Consider the following 16,638-nt stretch of genomic DNA (forward strand, 5'->3'; position numbering starts at 1 on the left):
ATTTTACCCCTGGCGCTGGCGCACGGTTTCGTACAGGCAGACGGCGCTGGCGACGCTGACGTTCAAGCTCTCCACCGAACCCAGCATCGGAATATGCACGAGCTCGTCGCAGGTTTCGCGCGTCAGGCGGCGCATGCCCTCGCCTTCCGCGCCCATGACCCAGGCCATGGGACGCTTCGCATCCACGCCATGCATGGGCGTCGTCGCCTGGTCGTCCGTACCCACCAGCCAGACGTCGCGGTCCTTCAGGGCCCGCATGGAGCGCGCCAGGTTGGTGACCATGATGTACGGAACGGTATCGGCCGCGCCGCAGGCGACGCGTTGCACCGTCGCGTTCAAACCGACCGCGCGGTCGCGCGGCGCGATGACGGCATGGACGCCGGCGGCATCCGCCGTACGCAGGCAGGCGCCAAGATTGTGGGGATCCGTCACGCCATCCAGTACCAGCAGAAATGCGGGCCCTTCAATGACGTCCAGCACGTCATCGATGTCCGCGGCCAATTGGGCCGGCTCGGCCAGGGCGATGACGCCTTGATGCCGCGTGCCGCGCGCCAGCCCTTCCAGGCGCTCCGCCGGCACCGGATGGACCTTGCAGCCGGCCTGCCCCGCCTGCTCCACCAGCGCCGCCATGCGTTTGTCGCGCCGCGAGGCCTCGACGTAAATTTCCTTGATGGACGACGGCGCGTGGCGCAGGCGCGCCACGACCGCGTGAAACCCTGCCAGAACCTGGGTCGATGCCATAAAAAATACCTCTCATGTAACTACCCGCCCGTGTCGGGCGGGGCCGTGCTCAGCGGCGCTTGCGAGCGGCCGATTTGGTGGAAGCCTGGGCCTGCCGCGCGGCGACGCGGTCGGCCTTCTTGGCCTCCGCGCGCCTCACCTTGGCGGTCTGGCCCTTCAAGGCCTTGGGCTTGACGCCGGCGGCCTTCTTGATGCGGCGAGGCGGTTCCTCGGGCCCGCGTTGCGCGGCCTTGCGCAGCGATTCGAAGCTGGTGCCCTTGACCAGCCGGAATTCGATGCGGCGGGCTTCCAGATCCACGCGCGCGACCTGGACCTGGACCTTGTCGGTCAGGCGGTAGCGCATGCCGGTGCGTTCGCCGCGCAGCTCATGCAGCGCGTCGTTGAACTGGAAGTACTCGCCACCCAGTTCCGACACATGGACCAGGCCCTCCACGTGAAGCGTGTCCAGCGTGACGAAGATACCGAAGCTGGCCACGCCCGTCACCGTACCGCTGAAGTCCTCGCCAACGCGCTCCTTGACGAACCAGCACTTCAGCCAGGCCTCCACGTCGCGCGAGGCATCGTCGGCGCGGCGCTCGCTGGAAGAAAGCAGCAGACCGAGCTTTTCCCAGATGGCATGCTCGTGCTCTTTATGCGAACGGCCTATCACCACCGGCTCGTCCTGCACGGAAGGCACATAACGCTGGCCCTGCAGCAGCGCCTTGATGACGCGATGGGTCAACAGGTCCGGATACCGCCGGATGGGCGAGGTGAAATGCGTATACGCCGGATAGGCCAGGCCGAAGTGGCCGACGTTCTCCGGGCTGTACATCGCCTGCTGCATGGAGCGCAGGCACATGGTCTGCAGCAGCGGATAATCCGGACGTCCCCGCACGCTGTCGAGGAACTCGCCGTAGTCCTTGGCGGTGGGCGTGTCGCCGCCGCCCAGCGTCAGGCCCAGCGTGCGCAGGAACTCGCGCAGCGATTGCAGGCGGTCGGGCGTGGGGCCTTCATGGATGCGGTACAGGCCGGGATGCTTGCTGCGCGCCATGAAGTCCGCGGCGCAGGTGTTGGCCGCCAGCATGCATTCCTCGATGAGCTTGTGCGCATCGTTGCGCACCACGCCGACGATCTGTTCGATGCGGCCCAGCTCGTTGCAGACGATCTTGGTTTCCACCGTATCGAAATCGATGGCGCCGCGCTTGCGCCGCGCCTGCGACAGCAGCTGGTACAGCATGTACAGATTCTGCACCTGCGGCATTACGCCGGCCATGGCGGCGGCCGCGGGGCCGCCCGGCTGCTGCAGCGCCGCCCAGATGTTGGTGTAGGTGGTGCGCGCATGCGAATGCATGACCGCGTTGTAGAACTGATATGCGGTAACGGTACCGGCCTTGGCACCGCTGGCGGGAATGACCATGTCGCAGACCAGCACCAGCCGGTCCACGTGCGGGTTCAAGGAACAGAGGCCGTTGGACAGCGTCTCCGGCAGCATGGGAATGACCCGCCGCGGGAAATACACGCTGGTGCCGCGCTCCAGCGCGTCGTCGTCCAGCGCGTCATTGGGGCGCACGTAATGGCTGACGTCGGCGATGGCCACCAGAAGGCGCCAGGCCGGCCGCTTGCGCTGACCCGAGCCCAGTTCGACGGCTTCGCAATACACGGCATCGTCGAAATCGCGCGCGTCCTCGCCGTCGATGGTGATGAGCGGCACGTCGCGAAGATCGACACGATCCTTCAGGTCGGTCTTGCGCACCGAGTCCGGCAGACGGGCGGCCTGCTTGCGCGCGGGTTCGGAAAACTCGACCGGCACATCGAACTTGCGCACCGCGATCTCGATCTCCATGCCGGGATCGTCGATCTCGCCCAGCACCTCGGCGACGCGCCCCAAAGGCTGCGTATGCCGCGTCGGCTGCTCGATGATTTCCACGGACACTACCTGCCCGTGCTGCGCGCCATTGGTATCGCCCGGCGGAATCAGGATGTCGTGCTTGATGCGCTGGTCTTCCGGCACGACGATGGACAGGCCATGCTCATGCAGAAAGCGGCCCACCAGCTTGTTGGTGCGGCGCTCGATGACTTCGACGATGGTGCCTTCCGGCTTGCCGCGATACTCGCCACTGGGCTTGACCAGCACGCGGTCCCCATGCAGCACCTTCAGCATTTCGCGCGGCGAAAGGAAAATATCCGGGCCGCCGTCATCGCGGACCAGGAAACCGAAGCCGTCGCGATGTCCCTGCACCCTGCCGGCCACGAAGTCCAGCTTGGTGGCAAGCAACAACACGCCCTTGCGATTCGGCAGCAACTGGCCGTCGCGTTCCATGGCGGCCAGGCGCCGCTCGAAGCCGACCGAAGTCTCCGGCCGGGCTACGCCCATGCGCTCGGCCAGTTCCGTGGGCGAAAGCGGGGAGCCGGCAGACCGCAATGCACGCAGGATGGCTTCGCGGCTGGGAACGTCGGGATCGAAATCGGGTGGCGCCTCGGGCACGACCGTGGGTCTGTTCTTGTTAGCGGCGTCGTCGCTCGATCGTTTTGCCAAAGTCGAAATTCCTGTTTATAATGCACAGCTTCTGTGTTTCGCAGATACCCTCCAGCTCAGAACTAAAGCTCGAAACCAAGTAGAGCGCTGCGCAAAAGCGGTATTCTAACGAAAATACAGTGCCCAGGTGGCGGAATTGGTAGACGCGCATGGTTCAGGTCCATGTGCCGCAAGGTGTGGAGGTTCGAGTCCTCTCCTGGGCACCACCCGATCTTGAGTCGTCACGGCGGAAACGCCGTGGTGGTCAGATAAAGATAGCGTGCACGCATGCACGCCGAAGACAGCAGCGAAAAACCCCGTAGACATGTGCTCACGGGGTTTTTTGTTGCCTGGCACCCTGTTGCCTGGCGCCTTGTTGCCCGCCACCCCGTTGGCCCCGGCCGTGTCGCCCGCCGCCTCTCAGGCGGAAAACGTCCTGACCATGGCGACGTGCGGGATGCCGGCCTCCATGAACTCCTCGCCCTCCACCACAAAGCCCTGCCCTTCGTAGAAGCCGCGCGCGTGCGTCTGCGCATTCAGCATCAATCTGCGATGGCCGGCGGAGCGCCCCGCCTCTATCAAAGCCCGCAGCAGCCGCGCGCCCACTCCCAGACCGCGTGCACGGCGGTGCACCGCCATGCGGCCGATATGGCCATCGGGCAGCAACCTGCCCGTGCCCAGCGCCTGCCCGTCCGCGTCATAGGCCACCGCGTGCACGCAGGCGGCGTCATGTTCGTCCATTTCCAGCTCCGGCGGCACGTTCTGCTCCACCACGAATACCGCATGGCGCACCGCGCCGGCGTCGTCGCGCAGGCGTGCCCAGTCGCCGACGACGACGGTGATCGATGGTTCGCTCATACTGCTTTTCCTTCAGGCAAAACAAAACCTTGATTTTCGCCAGCGCCGGGGAGTGAAGCAAATGCCGTGATGGCGCCGCGCCGCGACATCGGAAATGCCCGATGGGCTTTAGAATGGGCTCCTTTTTTCACTGTCATTCAACATGCATGCCGTCGCCACCGCCGCCCTGCCGGTATTCGCCTTGATCCTGGTGGGATGGCTGGCCGCGCGCAAAAGCCTCATGGGCCCGTCGGCGAGCGACGTGCTGAATCGTTTCGTCGTTTATCTGTCCCTGCCGGCGCTGCTATTTCGCGCCATGTCCCAGGTGACGTGGGATCAGTTGGCGCATGCGGGCTATGTGCTGTCCTTCATCGGCGGCATCGCCGCGGCTTTCGTGGTTGCCCTGGTCGCGCACCGCGGCAAGGGAACGCCATTGACCGACATCAGCATCGAAGCCCTCAGCAACTCCTATGCGAACGTCGGCTTCATGGGCATTCCGCTGTGCCTGGTCGTATTCGGCCAGCAGAGCCTGGCGCCCGCGGTCGTCGCCACGCTCATGACGGCTTGCGTCCTGTTCGGCGCGTCCATCGCCCTGATCGAAGCCGACCAGCGGCAGGGCCACGATATCGCCGGGACCGTCGCCAAGGTGGGCGGCGCGCTGCTACGCAACCCGCTGCTGGCGGCGCCGCTGCTCGGTTTCGCCTGGTCGGCCACCGGCGTGCCGCTGCCCGAATCCATCGACCGCTTCATGGTGCTGCTGGGCAACGCGGCGAGCCCTTGTGCGTTGATCGCCATCGGCCTGTTCCTGGCCCAGACGGAGGCCGGCGCCGATGGCGCCGTCGTTGCGCGCGTCGTCGCCGCCAAGCTGCTGGTGCAGCCGGCCGCCACCGCCTTGCTGGCCTTCGGGGTGTTCTCGATGCCGCCGGTATGGGCCTGGACGGCGGTGCTGCTGGCGGCGCTGCCCATAGGCACCGGCCCGTTCATCCTGGCGCAGTTATACGGCCGGGACGCCCGCGTGGCGTCCAGGACCATATTGCTTTCCACCCTGGTGTCGGTCCTGACGATCTCCGCGCTGGTCGCCTGGATAGAAGCCCACGGCGTACGCTAGCGCCGCGCCCGTTCTCCACCGTGGATGCCGCGCGCATCGCACTGTTCTTCCCTTTCTCACCTGATCCAACATCCAGCCATGCTCGCCGCCTGCATCTTCATACTGACTCTGGCCTTGGTCATCATCCAGCCGCGCGGACTAGGCGTGGGCTGGAGCGCCGCGGGCGGAGCCGCGCTGGCCCTGGCCCTGGGCGTGGTGCATATCGGTGACGTGGCCGAGGTCTGGCACATCGTATGGAATGCGACGGCCACCTTCATCGCCATCATCATCACCAGCCTGATCCTGGACGAAGCCGGCTTCTTCAAATGGTGCGCCTTGCATGTGGCCAAATGGGGCCGTGGTCACGGAAGGCGGCTGTTCGTTTGCATCGTGCTGCTGGGCGCGATGGTCACCGCCCTCTTCGCGAATGATGGAGCGGCATTGATCCTGACGCCCATCGTCATGGAGGTTCTGCTGGCCCTGGGCTTCGGCGCGGGCGCGTCGCTGGCTTTCGTGATGGCGGCCGGCTTCATCGCCGATACGGGCAGCCTGCCCCTGATCGTTTCCAATCTGGTGAACATTGTTTCGGCGGACTTTTTCGACATCAGTTTTGCGCGTTATGCGTCGGTCATGGTGCCGGTGAATTTCGCGGCGGTGGCGGCCTCGCTTGTGATGCTGAGCCTGGTGTACAGGCGCGCCATCCCGCGTCGCTACGACGATAGCCAGCTTCCGGAACCACGCAGCGCGATACGCGATCCGGCCACCTTCCGTGCCGGCTGGATCGTGCTGGCCTTGCTGCTGGCGGGCTTTTTCATCCTGGAACCCATGGGGATACCGGTCAGCGCCATCGCCGCCTGCGGCGCGCTGGGGCTGCTGCTCGTGGCCGGGCGCACCCACATCGTCGGCACCCGGCGCATCATGCGCCACGCGCCCTGGCACATCGTCGTGTTCTCGCTGGGCATGTACCTGGTGGTCTATGGCCTGCGCAACGCCGGCCTGACGGCCTATCTGACCAGTTTCCTGTCATGGTGCGCGCAGGGCGGTGTGTGGGGTGGCGCATTCGGCGCCGGCGTCGCCGCCGCGACACTGTCTTCCATCATGAACAACCTGCCCGCCGTCCTGGTCGGCGCCCTGTCGATTGCCGACGCATCCGCCTCCGGCGCCGTGCGCGATGCCATGATCTACGCGAACGTGATCGGCAGCGATCTCGGCCCCAAGATCACCCCGATAGGCAGCCTGGCCACGCTGTTGTGGCTGCATGTCCTGGAACGCAAGGGTATGCATATCGGCTGGGGCTATTACTTCCGCATCGGTGTCGTCCTTACTGTCCCCGTACTGCTCGCCACCCTGGCGGCGTTGGCGTGGCGTTTAAGTTGAAACGCGTCGCGGACACAGCTTTCTGTTATGGTTGCCCGCGGCTTAATCCCGCGGCCGGCAACACGCGGCCGATATCCCATCAGGAAGGAAAGACATGTCCTGGTTTGCCATACGGTTCTCCACTCTGGCGCTCGTTCTGGTCGGCGCGGTCTGCACAAGCGCCCTGGCCGCGGCGTCCTCGCTGGCATGGCTCTGGGCGGCCGTCCCCCTGGGCGCGCTGGCGCTATTGGGCATCTACGACGTAGTGCAGCCGCATCACGCGATACGGCGCAACTACCCTATCCTCGGCAATCTGCGCTTTCTGTTCGAAGCCATACGGCCGGAGATCCGCCAGTACTTCCTGGAAGACGATACGAACGCAACGCCCTTCTCGAGGGCGCAGCGTTCCATCGTGTACCAGCGCGCCAAGAAGCAGGTCGACAAGCGTCCTTTCGGCACGCAGGAAGAGGTCTACAACGATCGCTACGAATGGATGAACCATTCGCTGGCGCCGACCCACGTCGCCGACAGTGATTTCCGGGTAACCGTGGGCGGGCCGGATTGCAAGCAGCCGTACTCCATGTCGGCGCTGAACATCTCCGCCATGAGTTTCGGCGCCTTGTCCGGCAACGCCATCACCGCCCTGAACGAAGGCGCGCGCATCGGCGGGTTCGCGCACGATACGGGCGAAGGCGGCATCAGCCCCTACCACCGCAAGCCCGGCGGCGCCCTGGTCTGGAATATCGGCTCGGGCTATTTCGGGTGCCGCGACGAGCAAGGCAATTTCTCGGCGGAGGCATTCATCCGCAACGCGCGCGATCCGCAGGTCAAGATGATCGAGATCAAGCTTTCGCAAGGCGCGAAGCCTGGCCATGGCGGCATCCTGCCCGGTCCCAAGGTCACGCCGGAAATCGCCGCGACGCGCGGCGTCGCGCCCTGGAAGGATTGCAACTCGCCGGCGGGACACAGCGCCTTCGACTCGCCCCTGGGCTTGATGCGCTTCGTGGCCCGGCTGCGCGAACTTTCCGAAGGCAAGCCGGTCGGCTTCAAGCTATGCGTCGGCCATCCCTGGGAATGGTTCGCCATCGTCAAGGCCATGCTGGAAACAGGCATCACGCCAGACTTCATCGTGGTCGATGGCGCGGAAGGCGGCACGGGCGCCGCGCCGCCGGAATTCGTCGACCACGTCGGCACGCCGCTGCGCGAAGGCCTGCGCCTGGTGCACAACACGCTGGTGGGCGTCAATCTGCGCGACCGTATCCGCATCGGGGCGTCCGGCAAGATCGTCACGGCCTTCGACATGGCGCGCACCATGGCGCTGGGGGCGGACTGGTGCAACGCGGCGCGGGGGTTCATGTTCGCGATAGGCTGCATACAGGCGCAGTCCTGTCATACGGACAAGTGCCCCACCGGGGTCGCGACACAGGATCCGGTGCGGCAACGGGCGCTGGTGGTCCCGGACAAAGCGCAACGCGTGGCCAATTTCCATGCGAACACGCTGCACGCGCTGGCGGAACTGCTGGGCGCGGCGGGATTGACCCATCCCAAGGCGCTGCGGCCCCATCACATCGCGCGTCGCATTTCGCCGTCGGAAGTGCGCTTGCTGTCCGCCATTTTCCCGGAACTCGCGCCCGGTGAACTGCTGGAAGGCAAATTCCGCCACAAGGTCTTCGAGACGGGTTGGGCGATCGCGCGCGCGCACTCCTTCCAACCGGCGCAGGACATCACCACCGCCCAGGCCCTGGCGGACAGTCCTCCGGAACCGGTGCCGACCTGATAGCCCGAGCTCTCCGCGGCTGGCCAGGTGCGGCCGGCCTGGTGCGGCTGCCCAGATGCGGGGAACGCGGCCGGCGGAGGGCACAGCGCTTGCGTCGAACACGTCATGCGCGGCGTCACCCGCCGCGGCTCGACGCACAGGAGGATCTCATGGCAACACGATATAACCCCGACGCCGATCTCGCCGGCACTTCCCTGCCCGGCCATGGCAACCGCGCGCTCGGCCCGAGCGACTCGTCGGATTCCGCCAGCGATCTGGGGCCCGGTACGCCGGACACCGATACGGACGCCAGCGGCACGGGCGACCGCGCCGACGTCGAAGGCGAGCCGGACGGCCCGGCGGCCGACGATATTGCGGTCGACCGCATCATTGGCGAAGACGAAGCGGGATTGGCCCACACCCGTCCCGACCCCACACGCAACGGCGGCTGACGTCCCTATGGCCGAGCCGTGCGTGACGGACGCCCCGGCTCGGGCGTGACAGACGGGCCGCCTTTACTTGGCGGACCTGCCGACTGCTTCCGGCTTGGCGGGCTCGCCGTTCACTTTGGGAAAATGCCCGGCGGCGGCGTACTCTTCCAGCCGGTTATAGAGGGTCTTGAGGCTGATGCCGAGGATTTCAGCGGCGTGCTTTTTGACCCCGCCGCACTGCTCCAGCGTGGCGAAAATCAAACGTCGATCGGCATCGGCCAGCGGTACCCCGACCGGCACGGTAATCTGTGAACCCGTAGCGGTCTTCTCCGGCGACATCTGCAGCGGCACGATCCCCGCGCGGATTTCATTGTCATCGGCCAGAATGAAGGCGCGATGCACGTAGTTCTTCAGCTCGCGCACATTGCCCGGCCAGGTATGGTTACGCAGGCTTTCCAGCGTATCGACCGCGAATTTCTTGTCCGCACCACGCTCTTTGTTGAGCATGTCGAGATAGCGCTGCGCGATCAGAATGACGTCGTCCCCGCGTTCGCGCAACGGCGGCAGCTCCACCGGGAATACATTCAGCCGATGGTACAAGTCTTCGCGCAGCTTGCCTTCCGCGACCGCTTCCTCCGGCGCACGGTTGGTCGCCGCCACCACGCGGACGTCGCTGGCGATTTCGCGGTTCGTGCCCACCCGCATGAACAGGCCGGTTTCCAACACCCGCAGGAGTTTCACCTGCAGGTCGATGGGCATTTCAGTGATTTCGTCCAGGAACAGCGTCCCGCCGGCCGCACGCTCGAAATAACCCTTGTGCTGCCGGTCCGCGCCGGTAAAGCTGCCGCGCTCATGCCCGAACATCTCGCTTTCGATCAGGTTGGGCGAAATAGCGCCGCAGTTGACCGGCAGGAAAGGCCCTTTGCGCCGTCCGCTGAGCTCGTGAATAGCCTGGGCCGCCAGCTCTTTGCCGGTCCCGCTGTCCCCCATAAGGAATACGGTGGCCTCCGTAGGAGCGACCTTGGCGATCTGGCGATACAGCTGCTTCATCGGCTGCGACCGGCCCAGCATCTTGCCGAAGCGATCTTCGTCCTCGAAGGGGCCGCCCCAGGGCGACAAGTCGGCGTTGCGGGGCATGCGCCCCAGCACCATCTTCAGTCGCTGGATATTCACCGGCTTGAGCAGATAATCGATGGCGCCCAGCCGCAGCGCGTCCACCGCGCTCTCCACGCTGGCGTGGCCGGTAATAAAAACGACATCGACGTTAGGCGAGCTCAGCGCCTGGAAAATGTCCAGGCCGCTGCCGTCCGGCAATTGCAGGTCGGACAGGACCAGATCCGGCGACTGACGCAGGATCTGGATCTTTGCCTCGCGCAAATCGCTGGCTTGGGCTACGGTAAACCCTTCGTCCTTGACGATTTCCGCCAGTGCCGTCCGCACCGGAGATTCGTCATCGACGATCAAAACATGTGGCATGCGCAGTTCCGTGAAGTTCGCGTTTCTTTCTGGTTTCGAAAAGCTGGGGCGCAATGCGCGCGCCGCTAGCCTTTTATTCTAGCCTCCGCCGGGTGCGACCCGCATCGCGTTTAAGACGGAGGACAGTGCATAATGCGGACCATTCGCGGCAGCGAAGCTTATCCTGCCAGGTTTTCTGGAAACGTAATTAATTCGTACAGTTAGCTAAGATTTTCATCTACTTTCAAGTGCTTGCAACGGCGAGTATTCTGGGTAAGTAGGATCATTAGATATGCAGCCCAACCATATAGCGAACGCCGCCCGGCGTCCGACAGCCAAACGAGCAAACAAGGAAATGGGAAGTCTCAACGCCAGCGCGGCAGCGCGCCCCGGGGGCCGCGCCGACCCAGCCGCCTTTCCCGATCCGTCATCCATGGGAAAGTGCGACGCCATGCGCAGGCTGGCGGAACAGATCGATAAAGTGGCCGGAACAGACGCCAGCGTCCTGATCGTGGGCGAAAGCGGTACCGGCAAGGAATTGGTGGCGCGGGCGATCCATGGCGGCAGCGGCCGCGCGGCCCAGCCTTTCGTACCGGTGAACTGCGGCGCCATCCCCGCCACGCTGATCGAAGCCGAATTGTTCGGGCACGAAAAAGGCAGCTTCACCGGCGCCATCGCGCAGAACATCGGCTATTTCGAACACGCCAGCGGCGGCACATTGTTCCTGGATGAAGTCACCGAGATGCCATTGGACATGCAGGTGCAACTGCTGCGCGTGCTGGAAACGGGCACGTTTCATCGCGTCGGCGGCCTGCAGCCGGTAAAGGTCAACGTACGCATCGTGGCGGCGACCAACCGCGACCCCTACACGGCGGTCAACGAAGGCCGTTTCCGCGAGGATCTGCTATACCGCCTGGCCGTCGTGCCCCTGCGCGTTCCGCCTCTGCGGGAACGTCTGGAAGACGTCCCTTATCTGGCGCAGCGCTTCCTGGATAGCTTCAATGCCGCGGAAGGCACCAGCAAGACGTTTTCCAAACGGGCGATGGAGACGCTACAGGCCTACGACTGGCCGGGCAACGTCCGGGAATTGAAGAACACCATCCATCGCGCCTACATTCTGGCCGACAACGTAGTCGAAGTAACGGGTCCCGCGCTGTCCCGCCGCCAGCCCAAGGCCCAGGTCGCCCAAGGCACGCTGAAGATGGCCGTGGGGACTTCGCTGCTGCAGGCCCAGCGCGAACTGATCCTGGCCACACTGGCCCATCACCAGGGCGACAAGCGGCTCACCGCCCGCACGCTGGGTATCAGCCTGAAGACGCTATACAACAGACTGGGGACCTACGACGCCGGCGCCACGACCCACACGGGTTGACCGGGATCAGGACCAGTACGGGGGCTGTCCGTAGTATTCGTGGATATCGGCCGCCCAGGAGGGGTCGGCCATCCGCGGCCAGTTGTCCTTGTCGAAGCCGGTGGCATTACGCAGGCGCTCCAGGTCGATATCCACCAGGAAGCACTTGCGATCGGTATCCAGGGTCAGCGCCCCCCAGGGGATGGCGAACAGCTTGTCGCCTATCCCCATGACGCCGCCCCGCACCAGCACCGCGTAGGCGATCCGTCCGGTCGGCACATCGATCATGATGTCCTGCAGGGTGCCCAGCTTCTCGCCTGACAGGTTCAGGACGTCGTTCCCCTCCAGCGTCGCGGCTGCCATGATCTCCGGCCCTGGCCCACTACCGGATTTCTTCGCGGAACCGACAATGCGCGTTTCGGCCGGCGAACCGGCCGCCGCCGCGCGGGTCAGTGGGGCGGTGTCGCGGGCATGATCCATATTGCTCTCCTGCACTAAACCGTAAGGCCAGTACGCCAGCCTGGAAGTTATTACATGAGCTGGTAATTCCGTCTGGCAAGAAGCTCCCGTCGCGCGGCCGTGGCGCGTGGTCTATTCCGGGGTCAGCATACGGCGTGCCTTGGAAACCCAATAAATACGGGGGTTTGGCGCGAATGGCCCGGACGGCTGGCGACCCGCCGAAAGTTGGCATGCACTTTGCTTTTTGCTTTCTTGAATGGGATGGACGTTTTCATCCCGGCAGTCAAACGGAGACAGCAATTGGCACATCAAGCCACGTACGAACTCAGGGCGCGTCAGCAGACCAGCCTGACGCCGCGGCTCCAGCAATCAGTAAAACTGCTGCAGATGTCCGCGCTGGAATTCACCCGCGAAATCGAGCAAGCGCTCGCAACCAATCCCTTTCTGGAAGAAGGTGACGACGACACGGCCGCCTCGGACGCGGCCAGCGCCACGCCCACGAGCACGGACGCCGTGCTGAACGATACCCTGGCCAGCGCGCCGGATCTGCAGGCGCCGGCGATCACCGAGGCTCCGCCGGAAGTCGTGGTCGAGTTACCGGAGCTGCCGGACATTCAGTCGGAGTATTCCGGGGACTACCCCGCGGCGCGCGCCTCCGGCGACGGCGATAGCGACGTCGGACAGTGGGCGCGCAGCACCGAAGACCTGCGCGACCGGCTCTGCAGCGAACTCTGCAGCTATCGCCTGGCGCCGCGTGACCGGTTGATGGCGGAATACATCATCGAAGGACTGGACGAAGAAGGCTATCTGCGCACGGAACTGACCGAACTCGCCGGAGACGGCGTGTTCGATCCCCCGCCGGAGCGCGAAGAATGGGAAGTCGCATTGAAGCTGGTCCAGCAGTTGGACATTCCCGGCCTGGCGGCGCGCAACCTGGCGGAATGCCTGAAGCTGCAGCTCATCGCGATGGACGGCGACATCCCGGGCCGCGACCTGGCGCTGCATATCGTCGAACATGAACTGGAGCGCCTGGGCAAGCATGACTTCTCGGGGTTGGTGCGTGCTTGCCAATGCAGCGACGACGCCATGCGGGAAGCCTGCGCGCTGATCCGTCGGCTAGATCCCCGCCCCGGTCTGCGCTACGCGCAAGACGACTCCAGCTACGTCGTGCCTGATGTCGTCGTACAGAAATTCAATAACCAATGGATCGTCACGCCCAACCGGGCGGCCATGCCGCGCGCACGCCTGCATCGCGCCTATGCGGACTTGTTCCGCAACGCACGCTACAGCGACCGATCGCCCATGGCGCAGGAACTGCAGGAGGCGCGCTGGCTGATCCGCAACGTCGAGCAGCGCTACAGCACCATCCAGCGCGTCGCGGAAGCCATCGTGCTGCGCCAGCAGACGTTCTTCGAATACGGCGAAATCGCGCTGCGGCCGCTCATGCTGCGCGAGATCGCGGACGAACTGGAAATCCATGAATCGACGGTATCGCGCGCCACCAGCAACAAATACATGGCAACGCCGCGCGGCATCTTCGAGTTCAAGCATTTCTTCTCGCGCGAGCTCTACACCGACACGGGCGGAAGCTGCTCGGCCGCCGCCGTGCGTGCGCTGATCAAGGAAATGATCGATGGCGAAGACGCTGCGACGCCCTTGTCGGACGTGGACCTGGCGCACCTGCTTGGGCAACAGGGCGTGGTCGTCGCGCGCCGCACGGTCTCCAAGTACCGCGGCCAGCTGAAGTATCCGCCCGCGGATATGCGACGCCAATACTGAGGTCGCTCGCCGCATTGCGCGGCAATGAAAATGGGGCGCCGCGGCGCCCCATTTTCATTGCCTTGCGACGCCGGCTGGCATCGCAAGGCGCACCATGCATCAGCGCTTGCCCGTATCGGTGTACGGCGCGCCGCCACCCTGCGTTGGCGACACGTTGGTGTTCTTCATGTCGGAAGGCATGCGTGGTTCGTTTTCCTTGCGCAGGTCGCTGCCGGACGCATCGCGGTTGACCGGCGCGGTGCCGGACGGATGCGAAGCATACGGCGCGGGAGCAGCCGTTCCGGGAGGCACCTTATCGTTGTTCGGCGGCGTCGCGGTCGTATCGTTGGGCGTCGTGCTGGGCGTCGTCGGCGCGTTCTGCTGCGCCAGTGCAGCACCGGAGCCGCAGGCCGCGGCAAGGATCAACATGGAGGTGAGTCGGCTGATCTTCATTCTGCTCTCCTATCAAGTGGGCGAGTAAGGACCCCAAGTACAGCAAACCCTATGCCCATGGGACACCGCTGAAAGAACGATGTGTGGGTACAGCGCTTGCTGAACCGCGGCCAGGCCCATCGTGGGCCAGGCCAGACGCCTGATAGACAACAAAGGAGTAGCGTCATGAACATGATCAAACTTTCGCTGAGCGCCATTGCCTTGAGCATTCCTGCCATCAGCTTCACCGCTTATGCGCAAACGCAAGCGCCGATGACCAACAAGGAAATCGACGCACAGTACCGCGCTGATGAAAAGAAGTGCGATGGCCTGAAGGGCGACCAAAAGGACGTGTGCCAGAAGCAAGCCAAGGCCACGCGCGACAATGCCAAGGCGGACGCCAAGCAGGCCAAGGAACAGGCTGAATCGCGTCACGACGCCACCAAGAAGAAGCGTGAAAGCGACTATGACGTCGCCAAGGCGAAATGCGATACGCTGTCCGGCAATGCCAAGGACGCTTGCATGGCGGATGCCAAGACGCGCTTCGGCAAATAAACCGCGTCGCGCATAAGGAAACGGCCAGCATGATTGCTGGCCGTTCTGCTTTTGACGATGCGATTTCTGGAGATCCGCTTTTGAAGGCGTTTTTATCCTGTTGCGCGATCCGGTACATCAAAGCCAGCGTTCGAACATCCTCGAAATGGACTCCATGAATCGATCGCGGATACCGCGATCTCCCCAGGCTTGCGGATCGATCCGCTCGGCATGCGCGACGTCGTCGGTGAACAAACGCTCCATCTGTTGTCCGAAACGCGGGCCGATGATCACCGAGTTCAATTCATAGTTCAAGGCGAAGCTGCGCCAGTCCATATTGCTCGAACCCACGGTGGACCACACGCCATCGATCACGGCGGTCTTGGCGTGTAAAAGTGCGTCGCGCCGCTCGTAGATTTTCACCCCGGCGTCCAGCAACTCGGTGTAGTAAGAACGACCGGCATGGAACACCAGCGACGAATCGCTGAAGCCCGGCAGCACCATCACCACGTCGACATTACGGCGCGCAGCGTCGGCGAGCGCGCGCACGAACGCCGGGTCCGGCACGAAGTAAGCCATCGTGATGTGTATGGATCGCTGCGCGCTCTGGATCGCCGACATGAAGGTCAGGTAAAGCGTGTAGCCGTCGCGATCCCCTGGCCGGTTGGCGATGATGCGCACCAGCAGATCGCCCTGGCGCTCGACCCGCGGGTAGAACTCGCGCGGATCCAGCGGCGGGCCGTGCTGGCTCTCCCACCCGGCTTGCATGACGCGCTCGATCTCGGCCACGGCGGGCCCTTGCACCCGTATCTGCGTATCCCGCCAGGGCGCCTCTTTGGGATCGGGCACCTTGTCCGCGTCAGCCGAGCTTCCACGCAGTATCGATGCCGACGATCCGGACGAAGGCGATGATTCGTACACGCCGCTGATGTTGATGCCGCCAAGGAATCCGATCCGGCCATCGACAACCAGCAGCTTGCGATGATCGCGATTGTTGGGTGACCATCCCGCGCGTGCCTCTGCCGGATTGATGGGATTGAACACCACCACCTGCACGCCGGCGTCCCTCATGCGATCGAAGAACGCCTTGGATGTGCCGAGAGTGCCGACGCCGTCCACCATCAGTGCAACCGATACACCCTCGCGGCGCTTCTGGATCAGGGCGTCCGCGAACTCCTGGCCAGCCTCGTCGTCATCGAAGATATAGCTTTCCATGTGGACGTACTGGCGCGCGCCACGGATGGCGGCGAGCATGGCGCGGTAGGTGGTGGGCCCGTCGGCCAGCAGGTCCACGCGATTGCCCGCGGTCAACGGCGAGCCGCTGATGGCTTCCTCCACCTGCAGGTGACGCAGCAGGAAGCCGGCGGTCTGGGCGTCCATGTCGCCCGGCTCTACCTGCGTGGAAGGAGGCCCCGCCTTCTCCAGGCCTTTGACGATGGTCTGGCTACGCTGATAGCTGAGCCAGCCGGAGTCCGTCGCGATCCGTATCTGGCTGCGCGGCATTGCACCGTCGCTGGTATCGGGCACGGTAGCGCAGGCGTTCAAGGCGCACGCGAGTACCGCGAGCCAACTGGCTCGCCATAAGCATTTCATATCGTTTTTCTTGTTCTAGGGTTGGCGGCTAGCCGCCTTGCTTTTTGTTGGAGTGGTCGGTGGTAGCGTCGGAAGGAGTGGCCTGGCGTGAGCCGACACGTCGCTCGGCGTCTTCTTTCTTGGGGAAACCGAAATCCCGCGTCTCGTATTTTCCTTGGTCGTAATCGCCTTTGTAGCCGCCCTGGTCTCCGGGCTGGTAGCCACGATCCTGCGCCGCCTTGTCCCAGTCCTGCTGCTTGTCCAGTTCATGCGCGACGCGTTGCGGGCCTTCCCTTCCTTTCGATTGCGGCTGATCGGTCGCCTGAGCGTCCGCGGGCTTGTCGTGTTCATCCGTACGTCCTGCTTTCATCATGG

The 16,638-nt window shown here is 64.3% G+C and carries 16 protein-coding genes and 1 tRNA gene; 8 read left to right on the forward strand and 9 right to left on the reverse strand.

Annotated elements, in window-relative coordinates; all coding sequences use genetic code 11:
* Positions 1-3: 3 nt before the first annotated feature.
* Both rlmB and rnr read right to left on the reverse strand, forming a co-directional pair.
* Positions 4-741: a 23S rRNA (guanosine(2251)-2'-O)-methyltransferase RlmB gene (gene rlmB / locus ACNA0R_RS05510; protein WP_415824926.1), complete on the reverse strand. Its 738-nt coding sequence runs from the start codon at positions 739-741 to the stop codon at positions 4-6.
* 49 nt (positions 742-790) lie between these two features.
* The gene (gene rnr / locus ACNA0R_RS05515) at positions 791-3,205 is read right to left on the reverse strand and encodes a ribonuclease R (RefSeq protein ID WP_415825033.1); all 2,415 of its coding nucleotides are present in this window, start codon (positions 3,203-3,205) and stop codon (positions 791-793) included.
* A 172-nt stretch (positions 3,206-3,377) separates the two neighbouring features.
* On the opposite strand from rnr, the gene ACNA0R_RS05520 reads away from it, so the two are divergent.
* Positions 3,378-3,462, forward strand: a tRNA-Leu gene (locus ACNA0R_RS05520).
* Between the two features lie 193 nt (positions 3,463-3,655).
* Here ACNA0R_RS05520 and ACNA0R_RS05525 read toward each other — a convergent pair.
* A complete protein-coding gene (locus tag ACNA0R_RS05525) occupies positions 3,656-4,093 on the reverse strand; it encodes a GNAT family N-acetyltransferase (RefSeq protein ID WP_415824927.1) in 438 nt (145 codons plus the stop codon).
* Positions 4,090-4,230 carry a hypothetical protein gene (locus tag ACNA0R_RS05530; protein WP_415824928.1) on the reverse strand — a complete coding sequence of 47 codons (141 nt, stop codon included), beginning with the start codon at positions 4,228-4,230 and terminating at the stop codon, positions 4,090-4,092. The genes ACNA0R_RS05525 and ACNA0R_RS05530 overlap by 4 nt, the downstream gene beginning before the upstream one ends.
* A 5-nt stretch (positions 4,231-4,235) precedes the next feature.
* Here ACNA0R_RS05530 and ACNA0R_RS05535 point away from each other — a divergent pair, with 5 nt between their 5' ends.
* From ACNA0R_RS05535 to ACNA0R_RS05550, 4 genes are all read left to right on the forward strand, one after another.
* Positions 4,236-5,180, forward strand: a complete 945-nt coding sequence (locus ACNA0R_RS05535; protein ID WP_415824929.1) for an AEC family transporter — start codon at positions 4,236-4,238, stop codon at positions 5,178-5,180.
* Between the two features lie 78 nt (positions 5,181-5,258).
* Positions 5,259-6,536, forward strand: coding sequence for an arsenic transporter (locus ACNA0R_RS05540; protein ID WP_415824930.1), 1,278 nt, complete (start codon positions 5,259-5,261; stop codon positions 6,534-6,536).
* 94 nt (positions 6,537-6,630) lie between these two features.
* Positions 6,631-8,292 (forward strand): FMN-binding glutamate synthase family protein, encoded by a 1,662-nt coding sequence (locus tag ACNA0R_RS05545; RefSeq protein WP_415824931.1) that lies wholly within the window; start codon positions 6,631-6,633, stop codon positions 8,290-8,292.
* Positions 8,293-8,441: 149 nt separating this feature from the next.
* Positions 8,442-8,723, forward strand: a complete 282-nt coding sequence (locus tag ACNA0R_RS05550) for a MatE family transporter (protein WP_415824932.1) — start codon at positions 8,442-8,444, stop codon at positions 8,721-8,723.
* Positions 8,724-8,786: 63 nt separating this feature from the next.
* On the opposite strand, the gene ACNA0R_RS05555 is transcribed toward ACNA0R_RS05550, so the two are convergent.
* Positions 8,787-10,178 (reverse strand): sigma-54-dependent transcriptional regulator, encoded by a 1,392-nt coding sequence (locus tag ACNA0R_RS05555; protein ID WP_415824933.1) that lies wholly within the window; start codon positions 10,176-10,178, stop codon positions 8,787-8,789.
* Between the two features lie 334 nt (positions 10,179-10,512).
* On the opposite strand from ACNA0R_RS05555, the gene ACNA0R_RS05560 reads away from it, so the two are divergent.
* Positions 10,513-11,529, forward strand: a complete 1,017-nt coding sequence (locus ACNA0R_RS05560) for a sigma-54 interaction domain-containing protein (RefSeq protein WP_415824934.1) — start codon at positions 10,513-10,515, stop codon at positions 11,527-11,529.
* A gap of 6 nt (positions 11,530-11,535) precedes the next feature.
* On the opposite strand, the gene ACNA0R_RS05565 is transcribed toward ACNA0R_RS05560, so the two are convergent.
* Positions 11,536-11,988, reverse strand: a complete 453-nt coding sequence (locus tag ACNA0R_RS05565; protein ID WP_415824935.1) for a PRC-barrel domain-containing protein — start codon at positions 11,986-11,988, stop codon at positions 11,536-11,538.
* 279 nt (positions 11,989-12,267) lie between these two features.
* On the opposite strand from ACNA0R_RS05565, the gene ACNA0R_RS05570 reads away from it, so the two are divergent.
* Positions 12,268-13,746: an RNA polymerase factor sigma-54 gene (locus tag ACNA0R_RS05570; protein WP_462935910.1), complete on the forward strand. Its 1,479-nt coding sequence runs from the start codon at positions 12,268-12,270 to the stop codon at positions 13,744-13,746.
* A gap of 99 nt (positions 13,747-13,845) precedes the next feature.
* Here the strand turns inward: ACNA0R_RS05570 and ACNA0R_RS05575 are convergent, their stop codons facing one another.
* Positions 13,846-14,178 carry a hypothetical protein gene (locus ACNA0R_RS05575; RefSeq protein ID WP_415824937.1) on the reverse strand — a complete coding sequence of 111 codons (333 nt, stop codon included), beginning with the start codon at positions 14,176-14,178 and terminating at the stop codon, positions 13,846-13,848.
* A 165-nt stretch (positions 14,179-14,343) separates the two neighbouring features.
* Here ACNA0R_RS05575 and ACNA0R_RS05580 point away from each other — a divergent pair, with 165 nt between their 5' ends.
* The gene (locus ACNA0R_RS05580; protein ID WP_415824938.1) at positions 14,344-14,712 is read left to right on the forward strand and encodes a hypothetical protein; all 369 of its coding nucleotides are present in this window, start codon (positions 14,344-14,346) and stop codon (positions 14,710-14,712) included.
* Positions 14,713-14,829: 117 nt separating this feature from the next.
* Here ACNA0R_RS05580 and ACNA0R_RS05585 read toward each other — a convergent pair whose 3' ends face one another.
* On the reverse strand, positions 14,830-16,284 hold the full coding sequence (locus ACNA0R_RS05585) for a phospholipase D-like domain-containing protein (protein ID WP_415824939.1): 1,455 nt from the start codon (positions 16,282-16,284) through the stop codon (positions 14,830-14,832).
* Between the two features lie 28 nt (positions 16,285-16,312).
* A complete protein-coding gene (locus ACNA0R_RS05590; protein ID WP_415824940.1) occupies positions 16,313-16,636 on the reverse strand; it encodes a hypothetical protein in 324 nt (107 codons plus the stop codon).
* Between the last annotated feature and the right edge of the window lie 2 nt (positions 16,637-16,638).

Source organism: Bordetella sputigena (assembly GCF_965137885.1).
Taxonomy (GTDB): Bacteria; Pseudomonadota; Gammaproteobacteria; order Burkholderiales; family Burkholderiaceae_B; genus Bordetella_C; species Bordetella_C sputigena.

Coding starts and splice junctions, on each gene's coding strand:
- ACNA0R_RS05580 (WP_415824938.1), top strand. CDS start 14,344: ATGAACATGATCAAACTTTCGCTGAGCGCCATTGCCTTGAGCATTCCT.
- ACNA0R_RS05525 (WP_415824927.1), bottom strand. CDS start 4,093: ATGAGCGAACCATCGATCACCGTCGTCGTCGGCGACTGGGCACGCCTG.
- ACNA0R_RS05540 (WP_415824930.1), top strand. CDS start 5,259: ATGCTCGCCGCCTGCATCTTCATACTGACTCTGGCCTTGGTCATCATC.
- ACNA0R_RS05555 (WP_415824933.1), bottom strand. CDS start 10,178: ATGCCACATGTTTTGATCGTCGATGACGAATCTCCGGTGCGGACGGCA.
- ACNA0R_RS05590 (WP_415824940.1), bottom strand. CDS start 16,636: ATGATGAAAGCAGGACGTACGGATGAACACGACAAGCCCGCGGACGCT.
- ACNA0R_RS05530 (WP_415824928.1), bottom strand. CDS start 4,230: ATGACAGTGAAAAAAGGAGCCCATTCTAAAGCCCATCGGGCATTTCCG.
- rlmB (WP_415824926.1), bottom strand. CDS start 741: ATGGCATCGACCCAGGTTCTGGCAGGGTTTCACGCGGTCGTGGCGCGC.
- ACNA0R_RS05565 (WP_415824935.1), bottom strand. CDS start 11,988: ATGGATCATGCCCGCGACACCGCCCCACTGACCCGCGCGGCGGCGGCC.
- ACNA0R_RS05575 (WP_415824937.1), bottom strand. CDS start 14,178: ATGAAGATCAGCCGACTCACCTCCATGTTGATCCTTGCCGCGGCCTGC.
- ACNA0R_RS05550 (WP_415824932.1), top strand. CDS start 8,442: ATGGCAACACGATATAACCCCGACGCCGATCTCGCCGGCACTTCCCTG.
- ACNA0R_RS05585 (WP_415824939.1), bottom strand. CDS start 16,284: ATGAAATGCTTATGGCGAGCCAGTTGGCTCGCGGTACTCGCGTGCGCC.
- ACNA0R_RS05545 (WP_415824931.1), top strand. CDS start 6,631: ATGTCCTGGTTTGCCATACGGTTCTCCACTCTGGCGCTCGTTCTGGTC.
- ACNA0R_RS05535 (WP_415824929.1), top strand. CDS start 4,236: ATGCATGCCGTCGCCACCGCCGCCCTGCCGGTATTCGCCTTGATCCTG.
- ACNA0R_RS05560 (WP_415824934.1), top strand. CDS start 10,513: ATGGGAAGTCTCAACGCCAGCGCGGCAGCGCGCCCCGGGGGCCGCGCC.